This is a genomic window from Pedobacter gandavensis, from assembly GCF_032677645.1.
Classification (GTDB): domain Bacteria; phylum Bacteroidota; class Bacteroidia; order Sphingobacteriales; family Sphingobacteriaceae; genus Pedobacter; species Pedobacter gandavensis_A.
In genome coordinates this window covers 1-599 of sequence record NZ_JAVTSB010000029.1, presented here as the reverse complement: position 1 = coordinate 599, position 599 = coordinate 1, and the positions used below count along the sequence as shown (strand labels likewise).

1 protein-coding gene is annotated in these 599 nt (G+C 42.4%); it reads left to right on the top strand.

Features of this window, described 5'->3' with window-relative positions; all coding sequences use genetic code 11:
* Positions 1-33: 33 nt before the first annotated feature.
* The coding region (locus tag R2Q66_RS23870) for a multicopper oxidase domain-containing protein (RefSeq protein WP_316753968.1) at positions 34-599 on the top strand (566 nt) is incomplete at its 3' end.

The window sequence follows — 599 nt, the reverse complement described above, 5'->3', positions numbered from 1 at the left end:
TGGAAAGAACTGAAGTTTGATCTTACAGGGAACATGAATCGCTATGTATGGACTTTGGATAACAAGACGGTTTCAGAGAGTGATAAAATCCTAATTAAGAAAGGCGAAAATGTCAGGATCATTTTGTTTAACAATAGTATGATGCGTCACCCTATGCACTTGCATGGCCATGATTTTAGAGTCGTAAATGGACAAGGTGAATATGCACCCATGAAAAATATCGTAGACATTATGCCAATGGAAAGAGATACCCTCGAGTTTGCGGCTACAGAACCAGGAGGAGATTGGTTTTTCCACTGTCATATCCTTTACCACATGATGAGCGGAATGGGGCGGGTGTTCAGTTATGAAAACTCGCCACCTAATCCCGAAATCCCAAATCCAAGATTAGCGCAACGGAAGTTGTTCAGTGATGACAGGGAATTTCATCCCATGGCGAGAGTAGGAATTGAGAGCAATGGAAGCGATGGAGAGATAATGTTGGCTAATACCCGTTACCGTTTTACTACAGAATGGCGGGTTGGATTTAAAGCTCACCATGGATATGAAAGCGAAAGCCATTTTGGTAGATACCTGGGTAGAAATCAATGGCTATTCCC